The following is a 21,265-nucleotide window of genomic DNA, read 5'->3' as shown; positions in this document are numbered from 1 at the left end:
CTTTTGCTACCTATTATAACACATTTATCATCGGATAAAAAAAGAAAATCACTCCTGTAGACTTGACTACAAAAGTGATTTTAGTGATTATTCCATTTCAAAAACATCGCTTTCTTGCTTGTTTGGTAGAACCAATGAGAGCAGGATTCCGACAACGGCTGGTACCAACCATGGGAGTGATGCCTTGGCAAAAGGAAGAGCGTTGACAAGGTTTGCAAGAAATTCAACTTTAAATGAGCTTCCTAATACGCTTGCAATAGCAATAGCTGTAACGACTGCAATTGTCAACTGCATACCTGGTTTTGAAAGAGCCACAAATTTGTTGACAATGACAATCATAACGATGGCAATGGTGATTGGGTACAAGATAACCAGTACTGGAATTGAGTACTTGATAATCGCATCAAGACCCAAATTGGCAATGGCAAATCCAATCAAGGTAAAGGCTGTCGCATAAACCTTGTAGCTGATTTGTGGGAAGCGCTCATTAAAGAACTCAGCTGTTGACACAATCAAACCAACTGTTGTTGTGAAGCAGGTTACGGTAACCATAGCTGCAAGGAAGAGTTGAGCTGTTGAGCCAAAGATTTCTTGAGTAGCCTGTGACAAGATGTAAACACCTGGTGTTCCACCCTTCATCGCTTCAGCTGGCACTGGGAAATGATTTCCAAGGAACCCTAAACCGATGTAAAGAGCGCTGAAGGCAAGGGCAACAACGATACCAACCACCCAAATAGTCGAAATGTATTCTTTCTTACTTGAAAATCCAAGTTGTTTCAAGGTTTGAACTGCGATTACGCTAAAGGCAACTGAGGCAAGGGCATCTAAGGTATTATAACCTTCTAGGAAACCTGTACCAAAGGCAGAAGCTTGATAAGCAGCTGAAGCAGCTTGAGGACTTGTTTCACCGTATTTGATAGCTCCTAGGACAACCAAGATAACAATCAAAATCGCAAAGACTGGTGTTAAAATACGACCGATACGGTCTAAGATTTTTGATGGATTGAGCGAAATTAGATAAGCTGCTGCAAAATACAGAATGGTAAAGACAATCAAACCAAGACCTTTATTTGCATCCGACAAAAGGGGGCTAATCCCCACTTCGTAAGCCGTTGTAGCTGTACGTGGGATAGCAAAGAATGGACCGATTGACAAGTAAAGAACTGAGAGGTAAAGAGTCGCAAACCAAGGTGCTATCTTTGTTGAAATCTCGTAGATATATCCTTTAGGATTTAGCGTTCCAATAATAAGAGTCAAGACGGCGATACCGACACCTGAAAAGACAAAACCTGCGATGGCAGGAAGAAAATGTTCTCCAGATAGAGCACCTAGAGAAGGCGGAAAAATCAAGTTCCCCGCACCAAAAAATATTCCAAACAGGAGCAAACCTGTTAGGGCACCTTTTTTAGCCATGAAAATCTCCTTCATATTTATAAAATACTGACCTAGTATATCATGAATAGGAGTATGAAAAAAGCTTCACGAAGTAAATATTGAATGTTTTCAAGATTCTCAAAAATGAGAATTGTCTAAAAATAAAATTCTCCTACTCAGTCCACACCAAGTAGGAGAAAAGTCTACTGTTTAATGCTCTTCAAAGGCCAATATGCCACCCTGAACATTGATAACCTCATAACCTTGTTCAGCTAGAAATTGACAAGCACGCGCCGATCTCATCCCAGATTTACAAATAACATAATGTAACTGCTCCTTGTCCAACTGATCATAAGTATCAGCTAATTGACTCAGAGGAAGATTATGAGCACCTTCTAAATGAAGAGCTTCAAACTCATCCACTTCTCTCACGTCCACTAGAGAAAGTTGGTCGTTTTGATAAAGCTGGTAAAATGCGTCAAAGGTAATTTCTTTCATTCTTTTTCTCCTAAAATAGCTTTAATTCTTTTTTTCAAGTCTGGCACCACTTCTGTCTCAAACCAAGGATTTTTAGCCATCCAGATTTGATTTCGTGGTGAGGGGTGAACCAGTGGAAAATAGTCTGGCAGATAGTTCTGGTAATGTTTTACCCGTTCTGTCACCTTGCCACTTATTTTTTCATGTAAATAGTAGGCTTGGGCATATTGCCCAATCATGAGGGTTAACTGAATATCTGGTAATTCTTGCAAGAGCTTCGGATGCCATTTTTCTGCAAAGCCAGTTCTCGGTGGCAGGTCACCTGACTTGCCATGCCCTGGAAAGTAGAAATCCATAGGCAGAACAGCAAAATAACCTGAATTGTAAAAAGTGTCTTCGTCAACACCAAGCCAATCTCGCAAGCGGTCACCACTTTTATCTTTCCAATAAAGTCCTGCCTCCTGCGTTTTAAGTCCAGGTGCCTGACCGATGATATTGATGCGAGCAGTCTTTGGCGCTGCAAAGAGAGGCTCAATGCCACGCTCTGTATAGGTAGCATTTTGCGGATCCGCCATAATGGCTTGCTTGATTCTTTCGATTTGAGACATCTACTTTCCCTCCAAAAAGAAGTCTAAGCATACAATCTCAGACTTCTATCGTTTTATTTGATCAATTCGTAAATAGCTTCGGCATAGATTGCTGCAGCTCGGAAGAGATCATCCAAGGCGATAAATTCATTGGCTTGGTGCATGGTATCAATCGAGTCTGGGAACATGGCACCATAGGCAACACCTCGTTCTAGCAAGCGACCAAAGGTTCCACCACCGATAACTTGCTCGTGACCTTTAAGTCCAGTTTGTTTTTCATAAACATTCAACAAGGTTTGCACAAGTGGATCTTCCATTGGCACATAGTGAGGGGTGTGACCGTGCTCAGAAAGGCTAACAGAAGCAACTGGCAAGTTTTCAAGGATTGACTTGATTTGTTCTGGACTTGTTCCTTTTGGATAGCGGATATTAAGGGCAATCGTATTGTCAGCACTTGTTTCATCAAAGCGGAAGACGCCAGCATTCATAGAAAGGGCACCCATCTTTTCATCCACATGGGCAATCTTGAGATTTTCCCCCTCGTGGTCGTTCAAGAGAATCTTACCAGCGATTTCAAGGTAGTCTTTGGCTGGACCAGCAAAGTCAAACTGGCTAAGGAAGAGGGCTAGGTAAGTCGCACCATTGACACCTGAAGCAGGCATAGCACCGTGGGCTGATTTACCAATAATCGTCACCTTGTATTGGCCAGCTTCTTCTTGGAGTTCTCCTCTAAGTTTGTGTTCTGCAACAAAGGCATCTAGTTTGGCTTGCAAGTCAGCCAAGTCACCTGAAACGACTGCTGTTGCTGATTCTGGTACCATATTTTCACGTAAACCTCCTGTAAAGCTGTAAAGACGGGCTGCACCTGTATTTTCTCCTGCAAAGTGGAGGTATTCCGTGATATTTCCTTTTTCACCATTGATAATTGGGAATTCTGCATCTGGTGAGAAACCGAAGTCTGGTTTTGCAAGTCCTACGTGCTCAAAGTAGTAGTCCATGTCTGCCCAGCCTGATTCTTCGTCTGTTCCGACGATGAAGCGAACTTTCTTAGAAGTTGGAAGACCCAATTCTTTGATGATTTTCAAACCATAGTAACAAGCTGTTGTAGGCCCCTTGTCGTCCGAAGCCCCACGCGCATAAAGGCGACCGTCTTTGATAGTTGGTGTGTAAGGATCTGTGTCCCAACCGCTACCAGCTGGCACCACGTCCATGTGGGCAAAGATTCCGAGAACTTCTTCTCCTTCACCAAACTCAAAATGTCCTGCATAGTTATCAACATTCTTAGTTGGGTAACCATCGCGGTCTGCGATTTCAAGGAATTTTTCCAAGGCTTTGACTGGCCCAGGTCCAAATGGATGCTCAGCATCAGCCTTGCTATCGTCACGTTCAGAGTTGATTTCCAAAAGGCTAAACAAGTCAGCCAAGAGGTCTTCTTTGCGTTTTTCTACTTCTGCTGTAAAGTCAATTGCTGTCATTTTTTCTTCTTTCTATCTTTTCTCGATGATTTCATCTACTGGCAAGCGGTAGCTTGGTTCCAATTTTTCGTCTGTGTAACCCACTGTAATCAAAAGTTCTGGGCGGAAACGGTCTTCGATGTCCAAAACTTCGTTGATTTTTGATTTGTCAAAACCAAGAATAAGATTTGATCCGATTCCTTGGTCTGTCAATGCAAGAACCAAGTTCATAGCAACCAGACCTGCATTGAGAGCCAGGTAGTCGCTGACTTGTTGTTCATTGTAACGGGCAAACTCAGCTGGCAAATTCTTCATGAAGTATTGAAGTTGCTCTTCAGAGAAGTTATTAGCACCACCAACACGGGCAATCTTACGAGCACGTTTAGCCAGATCTGTATCTGTAAACAAGGCAATGGTTACAGGCGCTGATGATACCTGTTCAAAGTTCGAACCGTAAGCCAATTTTGCCAATTCAGCATTTTTCTCACGTACCACCACAAATTTCCACGGCTGGCTGTTGTGGGCGCTTGGTGCCAAGGTTGCAATTTCGATAGCCGTACGCACATCCTTTGGATCCACCGGCTTATCAGTAAAATGCTTGGTCGCATGACGTTTTTTGTTTAATTCAAGAAATTTCATAATCGATTTCCTTTTCTAATTCTACTGCTTCCATTCTACCATAATTTGAAAGAGCTTGCAGGGATTTTTCGTAGAATCATACCCAACCAACTTCCCACTTTTTACCTTTTCCAATAGTTTTATGTTACTAACTATAATCTAAACGTATCCATTCTTCTATCTTACAAATTAATATAAAGAGCATATTACTCGTTATTCATTCTTTTTAAAGAAAGGTAAAATAAAGTTTTTATAAAATCCCAATGTGGCTACTGATAAAAATAAACAATCAACCACAATAATTGCAACAGATAACCACGGTGATAATGGAATTTTATGCCCTGCTGTATCAGTAATCCTCTCCAAATGTAAATTTCTAAGAACCAAATAAAGATAATAACTGTTCAATAAACTTGCCACATAACCAATCAAAACCAGGGATTTCAAGTTTGTAAATATCCATATACCTAATAAGGGAAGGATTATTATCAACAAGGGAATACCCCAGAAAATAAATGTCAAAAAAAGAAACGTTGGACCATTCCACAACCAAAGACAATAAAGAAGACATAGATAAGAAATTACATATACTGTCCCTAATATTTCATTGCTTATTTTACTCATTTTTTCTCCATTCAATCATTTCTTGTTCAGCTACTTGAGCAAATTCCACTTCTTCGTGCGGATTCAACTTTCTCTGAACAGCTTCTGCGACTGCCCTTGGCACTCCAACTTCGACAATCTCATCCACACTAGCTTCCTTGATTTTGATTAGAGACTTGAAATGCTTCATGAGATTTTGCTTGCGTTTAGGTCCCAGACCGTCAATTCCATCCAATTGAGATGAGAAAGAATTTTTAGAGCGCAGTTGGCGGTGGAAGGTGATGGCAAAGCGGTGGACCTCATCTTGGATGCGTTGGAGGAGGAAAAATTCCTGAGAATTACGAGACAACTCCACCACTTCCAGCGGATCTCCAAAGAGCAATTCATGGGTTTGGTGCTTATCATTCTTTTGCAGACCTGCAATTGGAATATCCAAGCCTATCTCTTCTTGGATGACTTGCTTGGCGATATTGACTTGACCTTGTCCCCCATCAATGACAATCAAATCTGGCGGAGTCAAACCGTCTCGTTGAACTCGACCATAACGCCTGCGAATGACTTCTCTCATACTGGCATAGTCGTCTGGCCCGACAACCGTTTTTATCTTGTACTTACGATAATCCTTCTTACTTGGTTTGCCGTTGACAAAGACCACCATGGCTGAAACAGGACTAGTTCCCATGATATTGGAGTTATCGAAGGACTCGATCCGAACTGGAGTCGGGATTTGGAGCAAGCGTCCTAGATTTTCAATAGCCCCTTGGGTCTTTTCGACTGATTTTTCTAACAAATTGAACTTCTGCTCTAGACTGACTCGAGCATTCTTTATAGCCAAATTGACCAGTTGCTTTTTCTCTCCACGCTGGGGTTTGAGAATCTTGGTATCCACCAAGGCCTTGACAGCTTCTTCGTCAATATCCTGCGGAATCAGTACCTCATTTGGAACCAGATGGGATTTTTCTTGATAAAACTGCCCCACATAGGTCAAGAAATCCTCATCTGGATCATTGTAGTAGGGGAAGAGATTGACATCCCGCTCAATGAGTTTTCCCTGACGGACAAAGAAAACCTGAATACACATCCAGCCCTTGTCCACATAATAACCAAAGACATCACGATTTTGTAAATCCTTAGCCATAACCCTTTGCTTGGTTCGAAGCGTTCCAATGGCCTGAATCAGATCACGGTATTCCGCTGCACGCTCAAATTCCATAGTCTGGGCTGCAGTTTCCATCTTTTTCTTGAGGTCATCGATGATTTTATCATCCTGCCCTTTCAGAAAATCAGAAACCTCCTGGGCCATGGACTTGAAATAGGCCTCATCTTTCTTACAGATGGTGTGGGCCATACATTGGCCGATATGGTAGTAAAAACAGACCTTAGACGGTGGATTGGTACACTTTCTAAAAGGGAAAATCCGATCCAGTAGTCGCTTGATTTCATTGGCTGCTCCCACATCTGGATAGGGACCAAAGTAGAGGCCTCCGTCCTTCTTAACCTGTCGGGTAATAATCAAACGAGGATAGCGTTCATTGGTGATTTTGATAAAAGGATAGGACTTATCATCCTTTAGCATGATATTGTACTTAGGCTTATTTTCCTTGATTAGGTTGATTTCTAGGAGAAGTGCCTCAATATTGGACTCTGTAACAATAAATTCAAAATCCACAATTTCAGATACCAAGGCCTCTGTCTTTGTGTCGTGACTCCCACGGAAATAGGACCGCACGCGGTTACGCAGATTTTTAGCCTTTCCTACATAGATAATGGTGCCGTTCTTATCCTTGTGAATGTAACAACCAGGGCTGGTTGGTAAGAGCTCTAGTTTTGATTTAATCAAGTTGTTCATAGTTCCATTATAGCAAAAAAGTAGGGAAAGATAGTTCCCTACTCATTGATCTCATATATTTTTCTAAGGTTTGCAACATCCTCTTCCTGGATACCATAAAAGGAACCTGCAGGTTGCATGACAGACTTCTCATCTGTATGGTCCAAACCAATCGCATGCCCCAACTCATGTTCTGCCGTATGGACAATGCGCTCATAGGAATAAGCATAGTCAGGATTGGATAGATAATAGTGATTCAGTCGCACCCTTACAGACAAAAATTGCCCCGTCAAGAGATTGGTCTGACTTTCAGCCTCTCCTGCTACAGGAGTGTTTCCATCGTCCATCTCAGTAGCCAAGATATCCGCCTTGCTGGACTCAGTCACAAGTTCAAAGTTAAAAGCACCAGTTTGATTCCAATTCTGGATCGCTTCTAAATAAGCCTCTTGAAAGCGTGAATCCATCTGCGGATCCAGGTAAATACGAGCAGAAGCCTGTAGCCACCTTCCTTCAGAATGCTGGTGGCTATCTGTCTGGTTCAACTTAGGCAGTTGCCCCGTTTTCCCCCATTGATCGATACTTTGTTGACCAATTTTTACTGACCGCTCTGCTTGCTTTAGCGCTCCCTGAAAATCCCCGTTCAGATACCAGAGAAATCCAAAAGCGAGAGTACATAAAAGCAAAACAATCCAAACCAGGCGCCAAAACAAACGCCAAATAAAAGAAAAGAAAGCTCCTATCAAACGAAAAATCCAGCGCATGTCCCTCCACCTTTCTAGCAAATAAAAACTATTTTACTAAAACAAGCTGAAAGAAAACTAAATTATGACAATCTCTCCTCTAATTTGAAATCAATTGGTAGGGTTGCTAAGAACCGTTCCAATTGTTTTTCCCAGTAGTACCATTCGTGAGTTCCAGCACTATGGCTATAGGTCACATCAAAGCCCAGTTTTTTGAGGTTTTTCACTGCTAGATTATTGGCTTCGTACAAGAAATCCTGCTCGCCACACCAAGCCCAAAGCTTGGTCTTTTTATCTGATTTTTTAGCCAAACTTTCAAGAGAATACGGACTAGCTGTCCAATCTTTAATCTCCCCAAACACACCTCTCCAATAAGCTGGTGTTCCCAAATTTTGGCTTTCAGGAGAAAACTCTTGAAAACTAAGGGCGCCTGAGAAGCTAGCTGCATGAGAAAAACGATTTGTAGCAAGAGCCAGTTTGAAGCAGCCATAGCCTCCCATAGAAAGACCAGCGATAAAGGTCTTTTCACGCTTGCTAGTCATATTAGGGAAGAAGCGTTTCAGAACCTGTGGCAATTCCTCTGCTAGAGCTGTGTAATAGTCAAAACCATATTGGGTATCGGTATACCAACCGTTGCTGGTATTAGGCATGACGACGATGAGATTGGTTCCACGAAGCAAGCGTTCTATGTTGGTACGCTTGAGCCAACTATTATGATTACCAGACATCCCATGCAAAAGGTACAAGACGGGAATATCTTCACACTCTGGTTCTTCCACTCGATTGGCATCAGGATAGAGGACATTCACTCCCCACTCCATATCCAAAACTTGTGAGTAATACTCGATTTTCATTACTGCCATAATTTTTTCCTCTATTTTTCTATAAGAAAAAGCCGAAATTCGACTTTCTCTCCGTTTATTTCAACAATTATTTCGCTTCCATGACTACTGGTAAAATAGCTGGACGACGTTTGGTTTGGTCAAAGAGATACTTGGTAAGATTATCACGAACCTTCCCTTTAAGATCTGCCCAGTCAAAGTCATCTCCTTGAAGATAATCTTCTACTGTTTGGTTAATCAATTCTGAACTTTCACGGAGAATATCGCGGCTCTTCTTGAGATAAACGAATCCGCGCGTATGAACACGAGCCTTGGCTACAATTTTCTTCTCACGACGGTTAACTGTGATTGCTACGATGAAAATGCCATCCTCTGACAAGACCTTACGGTCACGAAGAACCACATTACCAACATCACCAATGGCATTCCCGTCAATCAAGACATCCCCAGCTGAAACCGCTCCAGCTGGGACAAAATCTCCATTCTCATAAGCCATGCTGGTTCCCTTTTTAGGGATGAAAATGCGTTCTGGCAACATTCCAACTGCCATAGCAGCCTTAGCATGAGCATCCAACTCACGGTATTCCCCTTGAATCGGGAAGAGATACTTGGGTTGCAAGAGATTGATCATCAACTGCAAATCACGCGCATTTCCGTGCCCTGACACACGCAAGCTTTGAGTGATCAGTTTGACAACTCCACCAGCTTGGTAAATCATGTTTTCCACACGCGCCATGACCGCTTCTTTGGCGATAGACGGAGTGGTTACGATATAGACCAAGTCACCATCCTTGATTTCCACATAACGGTGGCGACCAATCGACATCTTGCGAAGACCGTTGATAGGCTCACCCATACGACCTGTCTCAAGGATGATCAACTCATGGTCTTCAAAACGAGACATATCTTTTGGCTTAATCAAAAGACTCTCGTTAGCTAGAGACAATTTCTTGAGACGAATAGCAGTGCGGACGATATTTTCAATATCAAATCCTGTCAAGACCACACGACGACCTGTTGCATCCGCAGCGTCAAACACCTGCTGGATACGAGAGAGGTTGCTGGCTACTGCTGCAACAATGATACGACCATCCCAGTCCGAAATGGTTTGAGTAATCTCGTCCCCAACTTCACTTTCGCTAGCCACTTGGATATTACTGTCCGCATTGGCTGAATCGCTAAGAAGAGCTAGAACTCCATCACGACCGATTTCTGCCAAACGAGCGAAGTCTGTGGCATAAGATTCACTAGCTGTCTGGTCAAATTTGAAGTCACCTGTATAAACGATACTACCCTCAGCTGTCTTCAAGACAACACCCAGACTCTCTGGGATAGAGTGGGTCGTACGGAAGAAGGACACCACTGTCCCTCCAAAATCAATCTCCGTATCCTCATCGATAACATGGAAATCATTGAATTTCTTAACTGTGTCATTTCCTTTGACAAAAAGTTTTGCCAACTCAATGGTCAACTCAGAGCCAAATACAGGGACCTTTGCTTCAGCCAAGAGATATGGCAGAGCACCAATGGCATCCGCATGGCCGTGGGTCAAGAAGACCCCAGCGATACGGTCACTGTTTTCAAAAAGGTAGTCCATATTGGGAATGACCACATCCACCCCTAGTTGTTCATTTTCAGGGTATTTCAGACCTGCATCCAAAACGAAAATAGACCCATCGATTTCAGCGATATACATATTTTTCCCGTTTTCACGTACACCACCAAGTGTTGTTAAACTGATATTACTCATTTTTCCTCCGAAAGCTTAGTTTATCTTGATTATAGGGTTGCTTACCCTTTTATTCTAAAAGCATTACTTTTAGCCGAATCTTTTCCTACCATTATACCATTTTTTTGATGATTTTCAAAATGAAGATTTGTTTTCAAAAAAGAGCTGGTTCCCCAACTCTTTCCTATCATCTACTCTTTATCCATTAAAAAGTCATAAATTTCTTGCACGGTCCCCAGCGCCATCATTTCTTGGTCTTTGACGGTTTGTTTGAGATTTTGGTAAATCTGACTTTCTCCGATTTCCCGCTTTGGTGCCTCTTTATTGACTGTCATGACACCATCTTTGATCTTCACAAAGCCTAGCTCTTCAAATACTTGAATCATCTTGACCAGCAAGATTTGCTGAATATTAAGATAAGTAGCCAAATCTTTCAGCTTATAGCGAATATCAAACTCTGGGAACTGATAGATGGTCTTGTACAATTTGGCAAACTGCTCTCTAGTCCCATAACCTGTCAGATAGTAGGCCTTGTCAATATCATTTTTGAAATAGACAGCAGAGAAATTCTGTTCCTGAAAAATGGTCTTCAACTGAGTAATGTCCTCAGGAATGTTTTTTACGACAATAGCTTCACTAGCCGCCAGATTTGGCAGTTCTCCAGCAAAATCCAAGACTGGAACTCCCTCTGGCAAGACTGCATTTTTCCCACGAATGTTAAAGAGTTGAACACCTTCCACACGCGCATCCACCATCATCAACTGGAGGGCAGTTTGGCCATTCCATTGGTTGACAGACAATTTAACTGCCAGCTCTAGATTCTTGGTTTGAGCAAATTCTGTTGCCCATCTACCTTGTCCAAATGCTACCACTTCAAAACTCGCCTCACCCTTGGAAATTTTCAGCTTGAGATGGGCGTTGCCTGCTCCCATAGTCCGGGCACTTTCGACCTGAAAATCCTTAATATAAAAGACAGGTTTCTGATTGTCCATTCCAAAGGGTGCCAAACGTTCAAAACTTTTGACCGTTTCCAAGCTAAGTGTCTCCAAATCCAGTTCTTCATCTAGATTTAACTTGTTCTTGCCAGCAGCATCTGCGCCTTTTCCACGAACATAATCTTCCAAGACTTGAGATAAATCTGAAAGTTTTTCAACTTCCAGCGTCATTCCTGCTGCGCCAGCATGGCCACCAAAGGCTATAAAGAGGTCACGATGAGGATCTAAGGCTTCAAAAATATCGACCGCTTCCACACTACGAGCACTACCCTTGGCACGACCGTCTTCTATATTAAGAACGATGACTGTCTGTCCTAGTTCTTCCAACAAACGACCAGCAACGATACCCAGAACTCCAGGATTCCAGCCTTCCTTAGCCAAGACTTGGACCTTCTTCTCAGGGTCCACCATGGTCTTAGCTTCTTCATAGATAGACTGGACGATTTCCTTGCGCTCTTCGTTTTTCTGATGAATCATGAGAGCAATCTCATGTGCTTCCTCATCATCAAAGCCAGTCAGCAAATCAATGGCAGGATTGGGATCATCCAAACGGCCCAAGGCATTCAAACGAGGGGCAATCTGGAAACCAACCGTTTCTTCTGTTACTTCGTTGGCAGCAATCCCAGCCATGTCCAGCATTTCTTGCAGACCAATGCGCTGGGTATGTCCCAACATCTCCAGACCATACTGAACCAAGATACGGTTTTCATCCGTCAAACTCACCATATCAGCAATGGTACCAATAGCGACCAAATCAAGCAATTCCACTTGTACTTCTTCTAAAAGGGCACAAGCCAGCTTGAAAGCAACTCCACAACCAGCCAAATATTTGAAAGGATAGTTCGCATCCGGATGTTCAGGATGGACAATAGCATAGGCATCTGGTAAGGTTTCAGGCATAGAATGGTGGTCAGTCACAATGACATCTACTCCCATAGACTGGGCCAATTCAATAGCCTCGTGACCCGCAACCCCGTTATCCACCGTCACAATCAAGGAAATTCCTTCTTGCTCGATAAAATATTTGTAAACACTGGCATTAGGTCCATAACCGTCGGTAAAACGATTGGGCAAGTAAACACGGCACTCAGCACCAAGCTGTTCCAAACTTTCCTTAACAATAGAAGCCGAAGTCATACCATCCGCATCATAATCACCGTAAACGAGGATATTTTCCCCTTCTTCAATGGCCTGACGAATCCGTTCCACTGCCTTATCCATATCATGGAGCAGATAAGGGTCATGCAAGTCCTCTAAGGAAGGCTCTAAAAACTTCTTCAGACTTTCTTGGTCCTGAATTCCTCTTTCAAATAATAACCGAGCCACCTCAGGACCCAATCCAGCCTTCTTGGCTATCTTTGTAAAATCCGCATCTTCTACTTGCGGGGCAAACTGCCATTCATAAGTAGGTGTTATCAAAAAGACATCCACTCTTTCTAAGAATTCTATCGCTTCATTATAACACGATTTAGACGTTTTCTCTATCCAGATTGCTTTTTTATAAAATTTTAGTGAATTTTTTCAGATATGATTTGACAAGACAAATCTTTTGGTGTAGAATCATGTTATAAAATCTAACACAAAGGAGATTCCTTATGGCTTTAGTAGAATTTGAACACGTCGAAAAATATTACGGAGATTACCATGCACTCCGCGACATCAATCTCCGTTTTGAAAAAGGGCAAGTTGTTGTACTCCTAGGTCCTTCTGGTTCTGGTAAGTCCACTCTTATCCGCACCATCAATGGTTTGGAGGCTGTAGACAAAGGAAGTCTTCTAGTAAATGGTCACCAAGTTGCTGGTGCCAGCCAGAAAGATTTGGTGCCCCTTCGCAAGGAAGTCGGCATGGTTTTCCAACATTTCAACCTCTATCCGCATAAAACGGTGTTAGAAAACGTAACACTAGCACCCATAAAAGTTCTAGGAATTGATAAAAAAGAAGCTGAAAAAACAGCCCAAAAATATCTGGAATTTGTAAATATGTGGGACAAGAAAGATTCTTATCCAGCCATGCTTTCTGGTGGACAGAAACAACGGATTGCCATCGCACGTGGACTCGCTATGCATCCTGAACTCCTCCTCTTTGATGAGCCAACATCTGCTCTTGACCCTGAAACCATCGGCGATGTTCTAGCGGTTATGCAAAAATTGGCCCACGATGGTATGAATATGATTATCGTGACTCATGAAATGGGCTTTGCCCGTGAAGTTGCTGACCGCATCATCTTTATGGCTGACGGAGAGGTTTTAGTAGATACGACAGATGTTGATGACTTTTTCGATAATCCAAGCGAACCTCGTGCCCAACAATTCCTCAGCAAAATCATCAACCACGAAAGTGACAAAGTCAAATAAGGAGGCCCTATGAAAAAGAAATTCTTTTTATCCGCATTATTGATTAGCCTTTTTGGCCTTGCTGCTGCAAAACCAGTCCAGGCTGATACCAGTGTCGCAGACATTCAAAAGAGAGGCGAGCTGGTTGTTGGTGTGAAACAAGACGTTCCCAATTTCGGTTACAAGGATCCCAAGACAGGGACCTATTCTGGTATCGAAACTGACTTGGCCAAGATGGTAGCTGATGAGCTCAAGGTCAAGGTTCGTTATGTACCAGTTACAGCACAAACTCGCGGACCCCTTCTAGACAATGAACAGGTCGATATGGATATCGCGACCTTTACCATCACAGACGAACGCAAAAAACTCTACAACTTTACCAGTCCTTACTACACGGACGCTTCTGGCTTTTTGGTCAATAAGTCTGCCAAAATCAAAAGCATTGAGGACCTAAACGGAAAAACCATCGGGGTTGCCCAAGGTTCCATTACTCAACGCCTGATTACCGAACTGGGTAAAAAGAAAGGCTTGACCTTTAAATTCGTCGAACTTGGTTCCTACCCAGAATTGATTACTTCCCTACACGCTCACCGTATCGATACCTTTTCCGTTGACCGTTCTATCCTATCTGGCTACATCAGTAAGCGGACAGAACTACTAGATGATAGTTTCAAGCCATCTGACTACGGTATCGTTACTAAGAAATCAAATACAGAGCTCAACGACTATCTTGATAACTTGGTCACTAAATGGAGCAAGGATGGTAGTTTGCAAAAACTTTATGACCGTTACAAGCTCAAACCATCTAGCCATACTGCAGATTAAGGAGGATACCCCATGACAGATTTATCATCTTGGACAGCCTATTTTCAGGATTTTGGACAATTTTTCAATGGTTTCCTCTTCACCCTTTCCCTAGCAATCGGATCCTTTATCCTAGCCATGGTTTTGGGCATCTTCTTTGGAGCCATGTCAACCAGCAAGCGTCCAATATTGAGAATTTTGGCTCGCATCTTTGTTGAATTTTACCAAAACACTCCCCTTTTGGTGCAATTTGTCATCGTCTTTTATGGTCTACCTCTTATCAGTGACCATATCATCATGATTCCGATTTATTGGACAGCCGTTCTCTGCGTGGGACTCTATCACGGTGCCTATATTGCTGAGGTGATTCGCTCAGGAATTCAGTCTATTCCTAGCGGTCAGATGGAGGCCGCCTTGTCGCAAGGGTTTACCTATATCAGTGCCATGCGCTTGATTATCTTGCCTCAGGCCTTCCGTATCATACTCCCTCCTTTGACCAACCAAATCGTCAACCTCATCAAGAACACCTCAACAGTCGCTATCATCTCTGGTGTAGACTTGATGTTTGTGACCAAGTCTTGGTCAGCTCTCAACGGAAACTACATTCCAGCATTTCTAGGCGCTGCCCTGCTCTACTTTTCTCTTTGCTTCCCTGTCGCCCAGTTTGGTCGCAAGATGGAGCAAGCCAACAAAAAAGCCTATTCACTTTAGGAGGTTACTATGGAATCCATTTTAGAAGTTTTGACCCCAGATAACCTAGTCTTTATCTTTAAAGGATTTGGCTTGACCCTCTACATTTCTCTGATTGCTATCGTCCTCTCTACCCTTATCGGTACGGTGCTAGCCGTCATGAGAAATGGCAAAAATCCTGTCTTACGTATCATCTCCAGCATTTACATCGAATTTGTGCGCAACGTTCCCAACCTTCTCTGGATTTTCACTATCTTTTTGGTTTTCAAGATGAAATCCACTCCAGCAGGAATCACTGCCTTTACTCTCTTTACCTCAGCTGCCCTAGCTGAGATTATTCGAGGCGGTCTCAATGCCGTAGACAAGGGACAATACGAAGCAGGAATGTCACAAGGATTCACCTCAACCCAAATCCTCTACCACATCATTCTTCCACAAGCTATTCGTAAAATGCTACCAGCCATCATTTCTCAGTTTGTTACCGTGATTAAGGATACCAGTCTTCTCTACTCTGTTATCGCCCTACAAGAACTTTTTGGAGCCAGCCAAATTCTCATGGGCCGTTATTTCGAACCAGAGCAAGTGTTTAGCCTTTATATCCTGATTGCCCTCATCTACTTCAGCTTTAACCTAGCCATTTCTAGCCTATCTCATATGCTAGCAAAACGTTGGCAACAAGCTGCAGAATAATACTCTTCGAAAATCAAATTCAAACCACGTCAGCTTCACCTTGCCGTACTCAAGTACAGCCTGCGGCTAGCTTCCTAGTTTGCTCTTTGATTTTCATTGAGTATAAACAGCCACTCTCCAGTTCAATTGGAGAGTTTTTTTATGATAGTAAACATTTATAGATCTCAATTTGACACCATACTTTTTCTATGATAAAATGTAACAAATTTGTTTACAACAAATCAAAATCTAAATGAAATGGAATTTTCTATGAAATCAATCAAAGGACTACTCTTTATCATAGCTAGTTTTATCTTGACTCTTTTTGCTTGGATGAACACTTCTCCCCAATTCATGATTCCAGGACTAGCTTTAACAAGCCTATCTCTGACTTTTATCCTAGCCACTCGTCTCCCCCTACTAGAAAGCTGGTTTCACGGTTTGGAGAAGATCTACACCGTCCACAAATTCACAGCCTTTCTATCCGTCATCCTACTCATCTTTCATAACTTTAGTATGGGCGGTTTGTGGGGATCTCGTTTAGCTGCTCAGTTTGGCAATCTTGCCATCTATATCTTTGTCAGCATCATCCTCGTCGCCTATTTAGGCAAATACATCCAATACGAAGCTTGGAGATGGATTCACCGCCTGGTTTACCTAGCTTATATTTTCGGACTCTTTCATGTCTACATGATCATGGGCAATCGTCTTCTCACATTTAATCTTCTAAGTTTTCTTGTTGGTAGCTATGCCCTTTTAGGCTTACTAGCTGGTTTTTATATCATTTTTCTATATCAAAAGATTGGCTTCCCCTATCTAGGGAAAATTACCAATCTCAAACGCTTGAATCACGATACTAGAGAAATTCAAATCCATCTTAGCAGACCTTTCAATTATCAATCAGGACAATTTGCCTTCCTAAAGATTTTCCAAGAAGGCTTTGAAAGTGCTCCGCATCCCTTTTCTATCTCAGGAGGTCATGGTCAAACTCTTTACTTTACTGTTAAAAATTCAGGTGACCATACCAAGAATATCTATGACAATCTTCAAGTCGGCAGCAAAGTAAGCGTAGATAGAGCTTACGGACACATGATCATAGAAGAAGGACGAGAAAATCAGGTTTGGATTGCTGGAGGCATTGGGATTACCCCCTTCATCTCTTACATCCGTGAACATCCTATTTTAGATAAACAGGTTCACTTCTACTATAGCTTCCGTGGAGAGGAAAATGCAGTCTACCTATATTTGCTCCGTGACTATGCTCAGAAAAATCCTAATTTTGAACTCCATCTAGTAGATAGTAGGAAAGACGGCTATCTTAATTTTGAGCAAGAAGAAGTGCCCGAACATGCAACCGTCTATATGTGTGGTCCTCTTTCTATGATGAAGTCACTTGCAAAACAGATTAAGAAACAAAATCCAAAAGCAGAGCTTATTTACGAAGGATTCAAGTTCAAATAACCACTCATACTCTCCTGGAATTTCCCAGGAGTTTTTTCTACGCAATCTCAAAAAACACTGCCAGATTTCTAGCAGTGTTTTGAGTTTCATTTGCAGGCATCTATCCCTCTTAATCCTTCATTTGACTCTCTGCATCAGCCACGACTTGTTCTAGACTGGTCTGACCAAGTTCAGCCTCCATCGCCAACTGAATTCTCTCCAATTTTTGATCCAAAACATCATGAATATGAGCTCCTACAGGGCAATTTGGATTGGGATTGTCATGAAAACTAAAGAGTTGACCTGTCTTACCAAGACACTCGACCGCTTGATAAACATCTAAAAGACTAATGTCCTTAAGGTCCTTGACAATCTCTGTTCCCCCTGTTCCTCGCGCTACTGAAATCAGCTCTGCCTTCTTCAACTGGGACAAGGTCTTTCTGATAATGACTGGATTGACCCCGACACTAGCAGCCAGAAAATCACTGGTCACCTTGCTTTCCTTCCCCTTGAGGGCAATGATTATCAGCATATGAGTCGCAATGGTAAATCTACTTGGAATTTGCATCCTCTTCTCCTTTTTACGAGGCTACCCTGCCTCTACTCTTCTTTTTCTTTTATTATACCCTTTTTAGTTGTAATGTCAATCGTTACCACCTTTCAACCAGGCATCTAATTCCCTATCATAGCCCTCTTTCTGGGCCAATTCTCTCAAAAATTCCTGATGATGAGTATGGTGGATACCATTGACCAGACTTTCATAATAAACCTCAAAATAGGGAAGTTTCAAGTCTTTAGCCAGCTGCAATTCAGCTGCTACATCGTAGTCTACCCGTCGGAAGTCCATATCTACCAAGCCCTTGTCATCAAACTCTAAAATCATATACTGGGCCCGCAAGTCCTTCCGCAACTGGGCGTCTAGAAAGAAAGGTTGCCCAATCGAGCCCGGATTGACAATCAATTGCCCACCAGTCCCGTAACGAAGCAACTGCTGATGAATATGACCATATACAGCGATATCACAAGGTGGATTGGTCACCAAGCGGTCAAAATCCTCTTGCGCTCCAGTATGAATCAACTCTCTCCCCCAGTTCTTATCAGGAAGATGGTGGCTAATTCCTACCGTCAAATCCCCAAACTGACGATGAATCTGTAGAGGTTGATTGTGGAGCAGTTCAATTTCTTCTAGGGAAATTTCCTCTAAAACATACTGGCACTGGCGCAAGAGATAGCGTTGACTGGGACGAGTACTATCCAATTCCTTACGGACACCATGCCAAAGACTGTCTTCCCAGTTTCCCAAAACTCTAGCCGTAATCGGTAGTTCAGCCAACAAGTCCAAAATTCTTCTACGCCCTGTCCCTGGCATGAGAATGTCTCCCAAAAGCCAGTATTCATCCACTCCTAGCTGCCGAGCATCTGCCAAAACAGCCTCCAAGGCGGTGGTATTTCCATGAATATCTGAAAGAAGAGCTATTTTTGTCATTCTTTCTCCTCATTTCCTCTTATATATCTTTTTAATATTATAACAAAAAATACTGTTTAATAGTCACCTTTAACCCACTCTTACTAAATCCAGAACACTACTTTTATCAAGGTAAAAACTTATCAAAAAGATTATTTTACATTACTCCTAACAAAGCATAGCAAGCACTTTTTCAATGAAGAAAATTCAAAAAAATCTACAAATATCTTGAAAAATCTCACAATCATGCTATAATAATCCATAGAGACAAGTCACTTAGTCCCTTTCTACCAGAGAGTGCGTGGTTGCTGGAAACGCATAGGAAGCCTAAACTGACACTACTCTTGCGTTTTTTATGAAAACATAAAACGGTGGCCACGTTAGAGCCAATCAGAGGTGTCCCTCTTTTTTGAGGAACATAAATGAAGGTGGAACCACGTTGCGACGTCCTTTCGAGGATGTCGCTTTTTGTTTTTCTAGCTTTCACAATCCTCTGTCCCTGTTTTCAGAATAGGGTTAACACATTCGTCAATAATATAAGTAAGGAGAACATCATGATTAACATTACTTTCCCAGATGGCGCTGTTCGTGAATTCGAATCTGGCGTTACAACTTTTGAAATTGCCCAATCTATCAGCAATTCCCTAGCTAAAAAGGCCTTGGCTGGTAAATTCAACGGCAAACTCATCGACACTACTCGTGCTATCACTGAAGATGGAAGCATCGAAATCGTGACACCTGATCACGAAGATGCCCTTCCAATCTTGCGTCACTCAGCTGCTCACTTGTTCGCCCAAGCAGCTCGTCGTCTTTTCCCAGACATTCACTTGGGGGTTGGTCCAGCTATCGAAGATGGTTTCTACTACGATACTGACAACACAGCTGGTCAAATCTCTAACGAAGACCTTCCTCGTATCGAAGAAGAAATGCAAAAAATTGTCAAAGAAAACTTCCCATCAATCCGTGAAGAAGTGACTAAAGACGAGGCACGTGAAATCTTCAAAAATGACCCTTACAAGTTGGAATTGATTGAAGAACACTCAGAAGACGAAGGTGGTTTGACCATCTACCGTCAGGGTGAATATGTAGACCTTTGCCGTGGCCCACACGTCCCTTCAACAGGTCGTATCCAAATCTTCCACCTTCTCCATGTAGCAGGTGCTTACTGGCGTGGAAATAGCGACAACGCTATGATGCAACGTATCTATGGTACAGCTTGGTTTGACAAAAAAGACTTGAAGAACTACCTTCAAATGCGTGAAGAAGCCAAGGAACGTGACCACCGTAAACTTGGTAAAGAGCTTGACCTCTTCATGATTTCTCAAGAGGTTGGTCAAGGTTTGCCATTCTGGTTGCCAAATGGTGCGACTATTCGTCGTGAGTTGGAACGCTACATCGTTGACAAAGAGCTAGCTTCAGGCTACCAACACGTCTACACTCCACCACTTGCTTCTGTTGAGCTTTACAAGACTTCTGGTCACTGGGATCATTACCAAGAAGACATGTTCCCAACTATGGACATGGGTGACGGGGAAGAATTTGTCCTTCGTCCAATGAACTGCCCGCACCATATCCAAGTCTTCAAACACCATGTTCACTCATACCGTGAATTGCCAATCCGTATCGCCGAAATCGGTATGATGCACCGTTATGAAAAATCTGGTGCCCTAACTGGTCTTCAACGTGTACGTGAAATGTCACTCAACGACGGTCACCTCTTCGTTACTCCAGAACAAATCCAAGAAGAATTCCAGCGTGCCCTTCAGTTGATTATCGATGTTTATGAAGATTTCAACTTGACTGAATACCGCTTCCGCCTCTCTCTTCGTGACCCTCAAGATACTCACAAGTACTTTGATAACGATGAGATGTGGGAAAATGCTCAAACCATGCTTCGTGCAGCCCTTGATGAAATGGGCGTGGACTACTTTGAAGCCGAAGGTGAAGCAGCCTTCTACGGACCAAAATTGGATATCCAGGTTAAGACAGCTCTTGGAAAAGAAGAAACTCTTTCTACTATCCAACTTGACTTCTTGCTTCCAGAACGCTTCGACCTTAAATACATCGGAGCTGATGGCGAAGAGCACCGTCCAGTTATGATCCACCGTGGAGTTATCTCAACTATGGAACGCTTCACAGCTATCTTGATTGAGAACTACAAGGGTGCCTTCCCAACATGGCTTGCACCACACCAAGTAACCCTCATCCCAGTATCTAACGAAAAACACGTGGACTACGCTTGGGAAGTGGCTAAGAAACTCCGTGACCGTGGTGTCCGTGCAGATGTAGATGAGCGCAATGAAAAAATGCAGTTCAAGATCCGTGCGTCACAAACAAGCAAGATTCCTTACCAATTGATCGTTGGGGACAAGGAAATGGAAGACGGAACAGTCAACGTTCGTCGCTACGGCCAAAAAGAAACACAAACTGTCTCAGTTGATGACTTTGTTCAAGCTATCCTAGCTGATATCGCCAACAAATCACGCGTTGAGAAATAAGAGATGAAACCTGGGATAAAATCCTAGCTACCTAAAAAGCAACAACTATTTCAGCTGTTGCTTTTTATATTTTTACTCAATGAAAATCAAAAAGCAAACTAGGAAGCTAGCCGCAAGCT

At 42.6% G+C, this 21,265-nt stretch carries 19 protein-coding genes and 1 pseudogene; 7 read left to right on the top strand and 13 right to left on the bottom strand.

The genetic code is table 11. The annotated features are described in order from the left end of the window. Positions 1-87: 87 nt before the first annotated feature. The 11 genes from brnQ to recJ form a co-directional block, all read right to left on the bottom strand. On the bottom strand, positions 88-1,413 hold the full coding sequence (brnQ, locus tag B7696_RS07315) for a branched-chain amino acid transport system II carrier protein (RefSeq protein ID WP_192856301.1): 1,326 nt from the start codon (positions 1,411-1,413) through the stop codon (positions 88-90). 171 nt (positions 1,414-1,584) lie between these two features. Beyond that, positions 1,585-1,872 carry a rhodanese-like domain-containing protein gene (locus B7696_RS07310; protein WP_084863012.1) on the bottom strand — a complete coding sequence of 96 codons (288 nt, stop codon included), beginning with the start codon at positions 1,870-1,872 and terminating at the stop codon, positions 1,585-1,587. Next, positions 1,869-2,459: a uracil-DNA glycosylase family protein gene (locus tag B7696_RS07305; RefSeq protein ID WP_084863010.1), complete on the bottom strand. Its 591-nt coding sequence runs from the start codon at positions 2,457-2,459 to the stop codon at positions 1,869-1,871. Before B7696_RS07305 ends, B7696_RS07310 begins: the two co-directional genes overlap by 4 nt. Before the next feature lie 53 nt (positions 2,460-2,512). Continuing rightward, positions 2,513-3,913 carry a dipeptidase PepV gene (gene pepV, locus B7696_RS07300; protein ID WP_084863008.1) on the bottom strand — a complete coding sequence of 467 codons (1,401 nt, stop codon included), beginning with the start codon at positions 3,911-3,913 and terminating at the stop codon, positions 2,513-2,515. A 12-nt stretch (positions 3,914-3,925) separates the two neighbouring features. Beyond that, positions 3,926-4,531, bottom strand: a complete 606-nt coding sequence (locus tag B7696_RS07295; RefSeq protein ID WP_084863006.1) for a nitroreductase family protein — start codon at positions 4,529-4,531, stop codon at positions 3,926-3,928. 192 nt (positions 4,532-4,723) lie between these two features. Next, positions 4,724-5,134 (bottom strand): hypothetical protein, encoded by a 411-nt coding sequence (locus B7696_RS07290; protein WP_084863004.1) that lies wholly within the window; start codon positions 5,132-5,134, stop codon positions 4,724-4,726. Continuing rightward, on the bottom strand, positions 5,127-6,962 hold the full coding sequence (gene uvrC, locus B7696_RS07285) for an excinuclease ABC subunit UvrC (RefSeq protein ID WP_084863003.1): 1,836 nt from the start codon (positions 6,960-6,962) through the stop codon (positions 5,127-5,129). The genes B7696_RS07290 and uvrC overlap by 8 nt, the downstream gene beginning before the upstream one ends. Before the next feature lie 38 nt (positions 6,963-7,000). Continuing rightward, a complete protein-coding gene (locus B7696_RS07280) occupies positions 7,001-7,702 on the bottom strand; it encodes a M57 family metalloprotease (RefSeq protein WP_084863001.1) in 702 nt (233 codons plus the stop codon). Positions 7,703-7,764: 62 nt separating this feature from the next. After that, a complete protein-coding gene (locus tag B7696_RS07275) occupies positions 7,765-8,544 on the bottom strand; it encodes an alpha/beta hydrolase (protein WP_084862999.1) in 780 nt (259 codons plus the stop codon). Between the two features lie 67 nt (positions 8,545-8,611). Continuing rightward, the gene (locus tag B7696_RS07270; RefSeq protein WP_000065614.1) at positions 8,612-10,273 is read right to left on the bottom strand and encodes a ribonuclease J; all 1,662 of its coding nucleotides are present in this window, start codon (positions 10,271-10,273) and stop codon (positions 8,612-8,614) included. Between the two features lie 170 nt (positions 10,274-10,443). After that, entirely contained in the window at positions 10,444-12,666 is a 2,223-nt protein-coding gene (gene recJ, locus B7696_RS07265; protein WP_192856300.1) for a single-stranded-DNA-specific exonuclease RecJ, read from the bottom strand. Between the two features lie 176 nt (positions 12,667-12,842). On the opposite strand from recJ, the gene B7696_RS07260 reads away from it, so the two are divergent. The 5 genes from B7696_RS07260 to B7696_RS07240 all read left to right on the top strand — a co-directional run bounded on the left by B7696_RS07260 (position 12,843) and on the right by B7696_RS07240 (position 17,204). After that, positions 12,843-13,601 carry an amino acid ABC transporter ATP-binding protein gene (locus B7696_RS07260; protein ID WP_001229568.1) on the top strand — a complete coding sequence of 253 codons (759 nt, stop codon included), beginning with the start codon at positions 12,843-12,845 and terminating at the stop codon, positions 13,599-13,601. A 9-nt stretch (positions 13,602-13,610) separates the two neighbouring features. Continuing rightward, a complete protein-coding gene (locus tag B7696_RS07255; RefSeq protein ID WP_084862996.1) occupies positions 13,611-14,405 on the top strand; it encodes a transporter substrate-binding domain-containing protein in 795 nt (264 codons plus the stop codon). Between the two features lie 12 nt (positions 14,406-14,417). Further along, the gene (locus B7696_RS07250; protein ID WP_084862994.1) at positions 14,418-15,095 is read left to right on the top strand and encodes an amino acid ABC transporter permease; all 678 of its coding nucleotides are present in this window, start codon (positions 14,418-14,420) and stop codon (positions 15,093-15,095) included. A gap of 9 nt (positions 15,096-15,104) precedes the next feature. Beyond that, positions 15,105-15,764 carry an amino acid ABC transporter permease gene (locus B7696_RS07245; RefSeq protein ID WP_084862992.1) on the top strand — a complete coding sequence of 220 codons (660 nt, stop codon included), beginning with the start codon at positions 15,105-15,107 and terminating at the stop codon, positions 15,762-15,764. A 249-nt stretch (positions 15,765-16,013) separates the two neighbouring features. Next, a complete protein-coding gene (locus tag B7696_RS07240; protein WP_192856299.1) occupies positions 16,014-17,204 on the top strand; it encodes a ferredoxin reductase family protein in 1,191 nt (396 codons plus the stop codon). A 109-nt stretch (positions 17,205-17,313) separates the two neighbouring features. Here the strand turns inward: B7696_RS07240 and B7696_RS07235 are convergent, their stop codons facing one another. Continuing rightward, a complete protein-coding gene (locus B7696_RS07235; RefSeq protein ID WP_001166795.1) occupies positions 17,314-17,751 on the bottom strand; it encodes an Rrf2 family transcriptional regulator in 438 nt (145 codons plus the stop codon). A gap of 75 nt (positions 17,752-17,826) precedes the next feature. Continuing rightward, positions 17,827-18,669 carry a metallophosphoesterase family protein gene (locus tag B7696_RS07230; protein WP_084862990.1) on the bottom strand — a complete coding sequence of 281 codons (843 nt, stop codon included), beginning with the start codon at positions 18,667-18,669 and terminating at the stop codon, positions 17,827-17,829. A gap of 311 nt (positions 18,670-18,980) precedes the next feature. On the opposite strand from B7696_RS07230, the pseudogene B7696_RS10655 reads away from it, so the two are divergent. After that, positions 18,981-19,162, top strand: a pseudogene (locus B7696_RS10655) (hypothetical protein). 40 nt (positions 19,163-19,202) lie between these two features. Continuing rightward, positions 19,203-21,146 carry a threonine--tRNA ligase gene (thrS, locus tag B7696_RS07225; RefSeq protein ID WP_000608345.1) on the top strand — a complete coding sequence of 648 codons (1,944 nt, stop codon included), beginning with the start codon at positions 19,203-19,205 and terminating at the stop codon, positions 21,144-21,146. Positions 21,147-21,265: the final 119 nt, after the last annotated feature.

The sequence above is a fragment of the Streptococcus mitis genome, assembly GCF_002096815.1.
Lineage (GTDB): Bacteria > Bacillota > Bacilli > Lactobacillales > Streptococcaceae > Streptococcus > Streptococcus mitis_AD.
The sequence above is the reverse complement of the archived record's forward strand: the minus strand, read 5'-3'. Positions and strand labels throughout refer to the sequence as shown.

Coding starts and splice junctions, on each gene's coding strand:
- brnQ (WP_192856301.1), bottom strand. CDS start 1,413: ATGGCTAAAAAAGGTGCCCTAACAGGTTTGCTCCTGTTTGGAATATTT.
- B7696_RS07310 (WP_084863012.1), bottom strand. CDS start 1,872: ATGAAAGAAATTACCTTTGACGCATTTTACCAGCTTTATCAAAACGAC.
- B7696_RS07305 (WP_084863010.1), bottom strand. CDS start 2,459: ATGTCTCAAATCGAAAGAATCAAGCAAGCCATTATGGCGGATCCGCAA.
- pepV (WP_084863008.1), bottom strand. CDS start 3,913: ATGACAGCAATTGACTTTACAGCAGAAGTAGAAAAACGCAAAGAAGAC.
- B7696_RS07295 (WP_084863006.1), bottom strand. CDS start 4,531: ATGAAATTTCTTGAATTAAACAAAAAACGTCATGCGACCAAGCATTTT.
- B7696_RS07290 (WP_084863004.1), bottom strand. CDS start 5,134: ATGAGTAAAATAAGCAATGAAATATTAGGGACAGTATATGTAATTTCT.
- uvrC (WP_084863003.1), bottom strand. CDS start 6,962: ATGAACAACTTGATTAAATCAAAACTAGAGCTCTTACCAACCAGCCCT.
- B7696_RS07280 (WP_084863001.1), bottom strand. CDS start 7,702: ATGCGCTGGATTTTTCGTTTGATAGGAGCTTTCTTTTCTTTTATTTGG.
- B7696_RS07275 (WP_084862999.1), bottom strand. CDS start 8,544: ATGGCAGTAATGAAAATCGAGTATTACTCACAAGTTTTGGATATGGAG.
- B7696_RS07270 (WP_000065614.1), bottom strand. CDS start 10,273: ATGAGTAATATCAGTTTAACAACACTTGGTGGTGTACGTGAAAACGGG.
- B7696_RS07260 (WP_001229568.1), top strand. CDS start 12,843: ATGGCTTTAGTAGAATTTGAACACGTCGAAAAATATTACGGAGATTAC.
- B7696_RS07255 (WP_084862996.1), top strand. CDS start 13,611: ATGAAAAAGAAATTCTTTTTATCCGCATTATTGATTAGCCTTTTTGGC.
- B7696_RS07250 (WP_084862994.1), top strand. CDS start 14,418: ATGACAGATTTATCATCTTGGACAGCCTATTTTCAGGATTTTGGACAA.
- B7696_RS07245 (WP_084862992.1), top strand. CDS start 15,105: ATGGAATCCATTTTAGAAGTTTTGACCCCAGATAACCTAGTCTTTATC.
- B7696_RS07240 (WP_192856299.1), top strand. CDS start 16,014: ATGAAATCAATCAAAGGACTACTCTTTATCATAGCTAGTTTTATCTTG.
- B7696_RS07235 (WP_001166795.1), bottom strand. CDS start 17,751: ATGCAAATTCCAAGTAGATTTACCATTGCGACTCATATGCTGATAATC.
- B7696_RS07230 (WP_084862990.1), bottom strand. CDS start 18,669: ATGACAAAAATAGCTCTTCTTTCAGATATTCATGGAAATACCACCGCC.
- thrS (WP_000608345.1), top strand. CDS start 19,203: ATGATTAACATTACTTTCCCAGATGGCGCTGTTCGTGAATTCGAATCT.